Source organism: Deinococcus radiopugnans ATCC 19172, assembly GCF_006335125.1.
GTDB lineage: Bacteria > Deinococcota > Deinococci > Deinococcales > Deinococcaceae > Deinococcus > Deinococcus radiopugnans.
In genome coordinates this window covers 59,825-66,959 of sequence record NZ_VDMO01000019.1, presented here as the reverse complement: position 1 = coordinate 66,959, position 7,135 = coordinate 59,825, and the positions used below count along the sequence as shown (strand labels likewise).

General features: G+C 71.1%; 5 protein-coding genes. 2 read left to right on the top strand and 3 right to left on the bottom strand.

Annotated features, from left to right (window positions below; translation table 11 throughout):
- Positions 1-253: 253 nt before the first annotated feature.
- Entirely contained in the window at positions 254-733 is a 480-nt protein-coding gene (locus FHR04_RS15725; protein WP_139404243.1) for a universal stress protein, read from the bottom strand.
- Positions 734-872: 139 nt separating this feature from the next.
- Between FHR04_RS15725 and FHR04_RS15720 the strand changes: the two genes are divergently transcribed.
- Positions 873-1,682: a TIGR00282 family metallophosphoesterase gene (locus FHR04_RS15720; protein WP_139404242.1), complete on the top strand. Its 810-nt coding sequence runs from the start codon at positions 873-875 to the stop codon at positions 1,680-1,682.
- Between the two features lie 138 nt (positions 1,683-1,820).
- Positions 1,821-4,295 carry a phosphoenolpyruvate carboxylase gene (locus FHR04_RS15715; RefSeq protein WP_139404241.1) on the top strand — a complete coding sequence of 825 codons (2,475 nt, stop codon included), beginning with the start codon at positions 1,821-1,823 and terminating at the stop codon, positions 4,293-4,295.
- 9 nt (positions 4,296-4,304) lie between these two features.
- On the opposite strand, the gene lysA is transcribed toward FHR04_RS15715, so the two are convergent.
- Positions 4,305-5,465: a diaminopimelate decarboxylase gene (lysA, locus tag FHR04_RS15710; RefSeq protein WP_139404240.1), complete on the bottom strand. Its 1,161-nt coding sequence runs from the start codon at positions 5,463-5,465 to the stop codon at positions 4,305-4,307.
- A gap of 39 nt (positions 5,466-5,504) precedes the next feature.
- Positions 5,505-7,115 carry a tRNA lysidine(34) synthetase TilS gene (tilS, locus tag FHR04_RS15705; protein ID WP_139404239.1) on the bottom strand — a complete coding sequence of 537 codons (1,611 nt, stop codon included), beginning with the start codon at positions 7,113-7,115 and terminating at the stop codon, positions 5,505-5,507.
- Positions 7,116-7,135: the final 20 nt, after the last annotated feature.

Here is a 7,135-nt window from a genome sequence, read left to right as displayed (position 1 = left end):
GGCCTTCGGGTGCGTGTGTGGACTGGTTTCCAGCGCACGGAGCTGGTCGTCCTCTTCCCCAGAAATCGCAATACGTCGAGCAGGGCGGGCCATGCCTAATTCTACTTCTTAAATGCGTTGTACTTAGTTCGGCTGCCCTCCTTCGCCACGGACCTTCTCCCGGCTCCTGGGTTCCGGACACGGGGCAAAAGCAAAGGGCCAGGGCCGGACGCTCGCCAATGGCCCTTCCCCCACGCGGCGGCACGGGAGCGTCTTACGCTCCGGTCACCTGCTGGGCCGCCGCGCTTCCCCACGCCACCGGCTGCTGGTCGCCCTTGATCAGCAGCACCGGCACGGGGGCGTGCTGCGCCACCGCCTGCGCCACGCTGCCCACCAGGGCGCGGCCCAGACCGCTGCGTCCGTGGGTGGTCATCACGATCATCTGCACGCCCTCCTCGCGGGCCACGTCCAGAATGGCGCGCGAGACGTGGCGGCCTGCGGCGCGCTCGACGCGGATTCTGGCTTCAGGCAGCCGCGTCCGCAGATCGTTTTCCAGTCCCGCCTTCAGTTCATCGAGGGTTTCGAGGGACGTGGGCAGGGCGTAGGAATACTCCCCGTAGGCGGCCAGGACAGGATCGAGCTGAATGCTCAGCACGGTCAGTTCTGCCCCCAGCGCCCGTGCCAGCCCCTGCGCGTGGGAGAGGGCGTGCTGCCCCAGATCGCTGCCGTCGGTGGTGACCAGAATTCTGTTCATGGTGGTGCCTCCTGCACCCAGCGTTGCCCCGCCGCATTACGGGGGCATTACCACCACCGGTCATGTAAGCCAGAAAACAGGACGCCCAGGGGACAGACCAGGGGACGCGGGGCCGAAGCCCAGACGCTAGCCTGCCCACATGATCAAGCTGCTGTTTGTGGGAGACGTGTTCGGCCAGCCGGGCCGCCGGATACTGGGGGCGCGCTTGCCCGATCTGCGACGGGACGTGGATTTCGCCGTTGTGAACATGGAAAACGCGGCCGGGGGCTTCGGCATACACCGCGAGGCGGCCGAAGGCGCGCTGCGGGCCGGGGCCGACTGCATGACGCTGGGGAACCACGCGTGGCACCACCGCGACGTCTTGAAGCTGATGCAGGACCCGGAAAACTACCCCATCGTGCGCCCGCTGAACTACGCCGACCCACAGACGCCCGGCGTCGGCTGGCGCACTTTCGAGGTGCATACCGGGAGCGGCCAGACTGAGCGGTTGACCGTGGTGAACTTGCTGGGCCGGGTCTTCATGGATCAGGTGTCCAATCCGTTTACGGCCATCGACACCCTGCTGGAACGCGACGACCTGGGCAGCGTCTTCGTGGACTTTCACGCCGAGGCCAGCAGCGAGAAGGCCGGGCTGGCGTGGCATCTGGACGGGCGGGTGGCCGCCGTGATCGGCACGCACACCCACGTGCCCACCGCCGACTCGCGCATCCTGCCGCACGGCACCGCCTTCCAGACCGACGCCGGCTTCACCGGCCCGCACGACAGCATCATCGGCTCGGCGCCCGAAGGCCCGGTGGCCCGTTTCGTCACCGAGCGCCCCCACCGCTACGCCGTGGCTGAGGGCCGCGCCGAGCTGAACGCCGTGTATGTCCAGATAGAGGCGGGGCGGGCGGTGTCCATCGAGCGCTACCGTGACGTCGAGGAAGGGCTGGAAGAGGACGGGCTGTAGGCCGCCGCTGCCCCCGCAGACACGGACGGGGGCCATTCAGCTTGGGGGCTGTTCAGCGGCACACCCGCAGGCCCCCGGCGCAGACGCGGCGGCCGGCCGGAATCCCATCCCGGCTCATCCCTGACCACCGGAGGCGCTATGGGCATCAAGAGTGACGTGAATCTGCTGGGCCGCACGCTGGGCCAGGTGTTGAAAGAACAGGAGGGCGAGGCCTTTTTCGAGCTGGTGGAGCGCACCCGCGCCCTGGTCCGCGAGGTCCGCGCCGGGGGCGACGACGCCGAACTGCGCGGCATGCTCGCTGGCCTCTCCGGCGAGGACGCGGGACGGCTGGCGCGGGCCTTCACGTGGTACTTCCAGCTGGTCAATCTGGCCGAGGAATACGAGCGGGTGCGCGTGCTGCGGGCGGGCGAGGGCGTGCGCTCGCAGAGCCTGGAGGGGGCGCTGGCCGCCCTCAAGGAGCAGGGATTGAGCGCGGCGCAGGTGGAGGCCCTGATCGAGCGCGTCAACCTGGGCCTGACCTTCACGGCCCATCCCACCGAGATGCGCCGCCGCACCATCCGCCAGCACCTGGAGGCCGTGGCGCGTGACCTACCTCAACTGGACGATCCGGAAGCGCAGGAGCGGGTGGCCGCCCATGTGGAGGCGATGTGGTCCACGCCCGAACTGCGGCACCTGAAGCCCACCGTGCTGGACGAGGTCAAGGGCGGCCTGAACTACCTGGGGGCGATTGCCGGGGCGCTGCCGGGACTGCAACGTGACCTGAACCGGGCCTTCGTGAACATCTATGGGCAGGCGTCGGACGCCAGAATTCCCCTGAGTTTCTCGTCGTGGATGGGCGGGGACCGCGACGGCAACCCCTTCGTGACGCCGGAGGCCACCCGCGAGACCCTGGAACTGCACCGCCAGCGGGCACGCGACCTGCTGCTGGGCAGCCTGAAGCAGGCCTACGCCGATCTGTCGCAGGAGCAGGAGGGCCGCGACGCCTACCGCACCGAGCTGCGCGCCCTGCACAACGCCGTGCGTGACGGCGAGCGGGTGGAGGTGCTGCCGCGCCTGGAAGCCCTGGACATCCGGCTGCGGGCGGATGGGCAGCGCCGCACCGCCGACCGGTTGCTGACGCCGCTGCTGACGCTAACGCGGGTGTTCGGGCAGCATCTGGTCAGCCTGGACGTGCGCGAACACTCGGGGCAGACCGGGGCGGCGGTGGCCGCGTTGCTGGCCCAGGCCGGGGTGGAGGCGGATTATCTGGCGCTGCCTGAAGCGGAACGGCAGGCGCTGCTGGCCGCCGAACTGCGCTCGCGCCGCCCGCTGTGGCCTGCCGGAGAGCCGCTGACCCCCGAACTGGAGACGGTGATCGGCCCCATCCGCGAGGTTCGGGACGCCATCGCCCTGAGCGGGCCACGCGCCTTCGGGCGCTACGTGATCAGCATGGCCGAGAGCGTCAGCGACGTGCTGGAGCCGCTGCTGCTGGCCCGCGAGGTGGGGCTGCGGGTGCTGCCCGTGCCGCTGTTCGAGACCCTGGATGACCTGCACCGCGCGCCTCAGATCATGACCGACCTGCTGGCCCGGCCCGAGTACCGCGCGATTCTGGGCGACGACGTGCAGGAAATCATGCTGGGTTACTCGGACAGCAACAAGGACGCCGGCTTTCTGGCCGCCAACTGGGCGCTGCACGAGGCACAGCGGCAGATCAGCGCCGTGTGCCGGGCGTCGGGCGTGCGCTGGCGCTTCTTCCACGGGCGCGGCACCAGCATCGGACGGGGGGGCGGCCCCGCCTCACGCGCCATTCTGGGGCAGCCTGCCGGAACCATCGACGCGGGCCTGCGCATCACCGAGCAGGGCGAGGCGCTGGCGGACAAGTACAGCCATCCGGTGCTGGCGCAGCGCAATCTGGAACAGGCGCTGTACGGCCTGCTGCTGTCGGCCGCGCGCCCGGCAGATTCGCTGAAGGAGGAATGGACGGCGGCGATGGACCGCGCCGCCGCCGCCAGCGCCGCCGCATACCGCGCGCTGGTGCACGACGACGGTTTCCTCCCCTTCTTCGAGGCGGTCACGCCGATCCACGAGATCGCCCGGCTGAACATCGCCTCACGCCCCGTTCGGCGGCCCGGCGCGCCCACCCTGAGCAATCTGCGGGCCATTCCCTGGGTGATGAGCTGGACGCAGATCCGCAGCAACCTCCCCGGCTGGTACGGCCTGCGCGAGGGGTTACAGAGCATTGGCACGGAGGCGGCGCAGGAGATGTACGCGGCGTGGCCTTTTTTCCGCACGGTGCTCGACAACGCGCAGATGAGCCTGGCCAAGAGTGACCCCTTGATCTTCGAGGAATACCTGCGCCTGCTGGGGCCGCACCCGCTGGCCGGACATCTGGAGGCCGCCTTCCGCGAGACCGTGGCGCTGGTGGAGGCCGTGGTGGGCGCGCCGCTGCTGGCCAATGAACCGAGATTGCGCGAGAGCATCAGCCTGCGCAACCCGTACATTGATCCGATTCACCGCATTCAGGTGGAGTTGCTGCGCCGCGCCCGCGCCGAGGACGGCGGCCTGGACACCTTTGAGCGCCCGCTGATGCTGAGCCTGCAAGGCATTGCGGCGGGGGTACGGAATACGGGGTAAAACGCCGCTTTAGCCGGGCAATTCCGCCGCCCACACGTCCTGCGGCGTCTCGCGGCGGCGGATCAGGGTCCACTGCGCGCCGTCCCCGTTCCCCTGGTCATACAGCACCTCGGCAGGGCGGGAGCGGGTCAGGTAGTTGCTGCCCATCGCCGCGCCGTAGGCCCCCGCCTCCCCGATGGCGAGCAGGGCGCCGCGCGTGGGCTGGGGCAGGGCAATGTCACGCGCCAGCAAGTCGCCGCTCTCGCAGGCGGGGCCGGCGATGTCCCAGACCCCAGCGTCTGGGCCGTCCCACAGCGGCGTAACCGGGTGGGCCGCGCCGTACAGCATGGGCCGCAGCAGTTCGGTCATGCCCGCGTCCACCAGACAGAAGTTGCGGCCGGTCGTCTTGGTGCCCACCACGCGGGTCAGCAGCGTGCCGGCGCGGGCCACCAAATAGCGGCCCGGTTCCACCCACAGCTGTGCCCCAAACGCCTGCGCGGTGGCCCAGGCCTCGGCGGCAATGCCGGCCAGATCGGCGGCCAGGCCCCAGCCGCCGCCCGCATCCAGCACGGCCAGCGGCCCGGTTTCGGCCCGCAACTCGGACAGCCGCCCGAAGGCCGCCGTGAAGTCGTGGGCATCGCGGATGGCGCTGCCGATGTGGACATGCAGGCCCAGGGCCGTGTGTCCCGCCTCGCGCAACGCGTCCAGCACACGCGGGGCCTGCGCCAGCGTCACGCCGAACTTGCTGCCCTCGGCCCCCGTCGCCAGATGATCGTGGGTGCTGACCGCCAGCGCCGGGTTGACCCGCACCAGTGCGCGGGAGTTTTCGGGGAGCAGGCCCACCTCCTCCTCGCGATCAATGATGAACGTCGCACCCAGCCGCGCCCCGGCTGCGTATTCAGCGCTGGATTTGGCTGGGCCGTTGACCAGAATCCGCTCGCCCGCTGCGCCCACCGCCTCGGCGCGCGCCAGTTCGCCGGGGCTGACGCACTCGAAACCCACGCCTGCCGCGTGCAGACGGCGCAGCAGCGTGAGGTTGGGGTTGGCCTTCATGGCGTAGTACACCCGCGCCTCGCCAAAAGCGGCGCGCACGCGGGCCAGGGCGGCGTCCAGTTCGGCAGCGTCGTAGACGTACAGCGGTGTGCCGAAGCGTTCGGCGGCGGCGTGGAGGGCAATAGGGGGAATGGTCACGGGAGGAGGGTAGCAAGCCCGCTGGCCGGTGAGGCCACGTCAGGGCTCGCCCGCCGGCCGCCCCGCCCGGATGCCCTGGAAGGTGGCCCTGAGCAGCCGCGCCGCCTCGCCCGCCCGCACGCCGCCCGTCACCTTGGGCGCGTGGCCCCAGTGGGCCGCCAGCACGTCGGTCACGCCGCCCAGCGCCCCCGCTTTGGGATTGGCCGCGCCGTAGACGATGCGACCCACGCGCGCCTCCAGCGCCGCCCCCAGGCACATCGGGCACGGTTCCAGGGTCACGACAAGGGTGCAGTCCGTCAGGTATGGCGTGCCCAGGCTCGTGGCGGCCTCCCGCAACGCTGCCATCTCGGCGTGGCGGGTCATGTCGCCGTCCGCCCGCGAGGTGTTGCGGCCCCGGCCCACCACCCCGCCGTCCGGGCCGACCACCACCGCGCCCACCGGCACTTCCCCCACTTCTGCCGATTGCCGCGCCAGGGTCAGCGCCTCGCCCATGGCAGTGTGGAGGGGATCCCGGGCCACGCCCGCCACCTCCCGCGCGCCCACCGCCCAGACGGGAGGTTGAAGGCCCACCCACTGCACCCCTTCACCCGACACCAGCAGCGGCACCGAGTCACGCTCCCGGCGCGGCACCTTCAGATCGGTCAGCACGTCGCTGAGCTTGCGTGTGCCACCGGGCAGCCGGATGCGGTCTCCGTCCTGCCGGGTGCGGCGCTGCCAGCCAGGGGGCAGGGGGAACTCCGGCTCGCGCCAGCGCTGCGCCGCCAGATGAAGCCGCCCACCGGTGGCCGTGATTTCCCGCGCGCCGGGCAGGGTGACATGGGCCGTGTCGTCGGCCCTGAGCGAATCTGCCAGCCGTTCCAGATGCTCAAAGTGGAAGGGGACGCCCGCCCGCACCAACTCCCGGCGGACAAAACGGCGCAGCACGGCGGCGGGTTGTTTTTCCAGCGGCGCATGCGGCGTGAGCTGTGCGGCCCAGTCCGTCAGGGCGGCGTCGTCCTGCGCGGCGTACCCCGCCACCCGCGCCAGACTCGCCTCGGCCCCCGGAAAGCGGGCGCTCAGCACCGGCATCACCTCGCGGCGAATCCACGCGCGGGTGAAGGCGGGGTCATGGTTGGAGGCGTCCTCGCGCCAGTCCTGGCCCAGCGTGTGTAGAAAAGCCTCGATCTCGGCGCGAGGCACGTCCAGCCAGGGGCGGCGCACCCGGCCCCGCTGTGCTGGAATGCCATTCAGGACGGCCTCGCCGCGCAACAGGCCCATCAGCACCGTCTCGGCCACGTCGCGCCGGGTGTGGGCGGTCAGGACGGCGGCGGCTCGATGCCCCTTCGCCACCCGCCCCAGAAAGTCGTAGCGCACGCGGCGGGCGGCGTCCTCCACGTTCCAGCCGCGCGCCGCCGCCACTGCCGCGACGTCCACCCGCGCCGACTCGTGGGGAACGCCCAGCGACTGTGCCAGTGCCGCCACCCAGCGGGCATCATCCGGCGATTCGGGGCGCAGGGCGTGATCCAGATGCGTGGCGACGGGCCGCGCTCCGGCCAGCAGCAGCGCCCGCAGCAGCGCCACCGAGTCCGCCCCACCCGACACGCCCACGGCCACCGTCTGCCCCGCGTATGGAGCGAGGGGCCGGGCCAGATAGGAGGGCAGGGCGGACATGGGGGCATTGTAGGGAGTGG

What these genes read in the sequence shown, in the direction of transcription:
- FHR04_RS15725 (WP_139404243.1), bottom strand. Translation starts at nt 733, where the DNA reads ATGAACAGAATTCTGGTCACCACCGACGGCAGCGATCTGGGGCAGCAC.
- FHR04_RS15720 (WP_139404242.1), top strand. Translation starts at nt 873, where the DNA reads ATGATCAAGCTGCTGTTTGTGGGAGACGTGTTCGGCCAGCCGGGCCGC.
- FHR04_RS15715 (WP_139404241.1), top strand. Translation starts at nt 1,821, where the DNA reads ATGGGCATCAAGAGTGACGTGAATCTGCTGGGCCGCACGCTGGGCCAG.
- tilS (WP_139404239.1), bottom strand. Translation starts at nt 7,115, where the DNA reads ATGTCCGCCCTGCCCTCCTATCTGGCCCGGCCCCTCGCTCCATACGCG.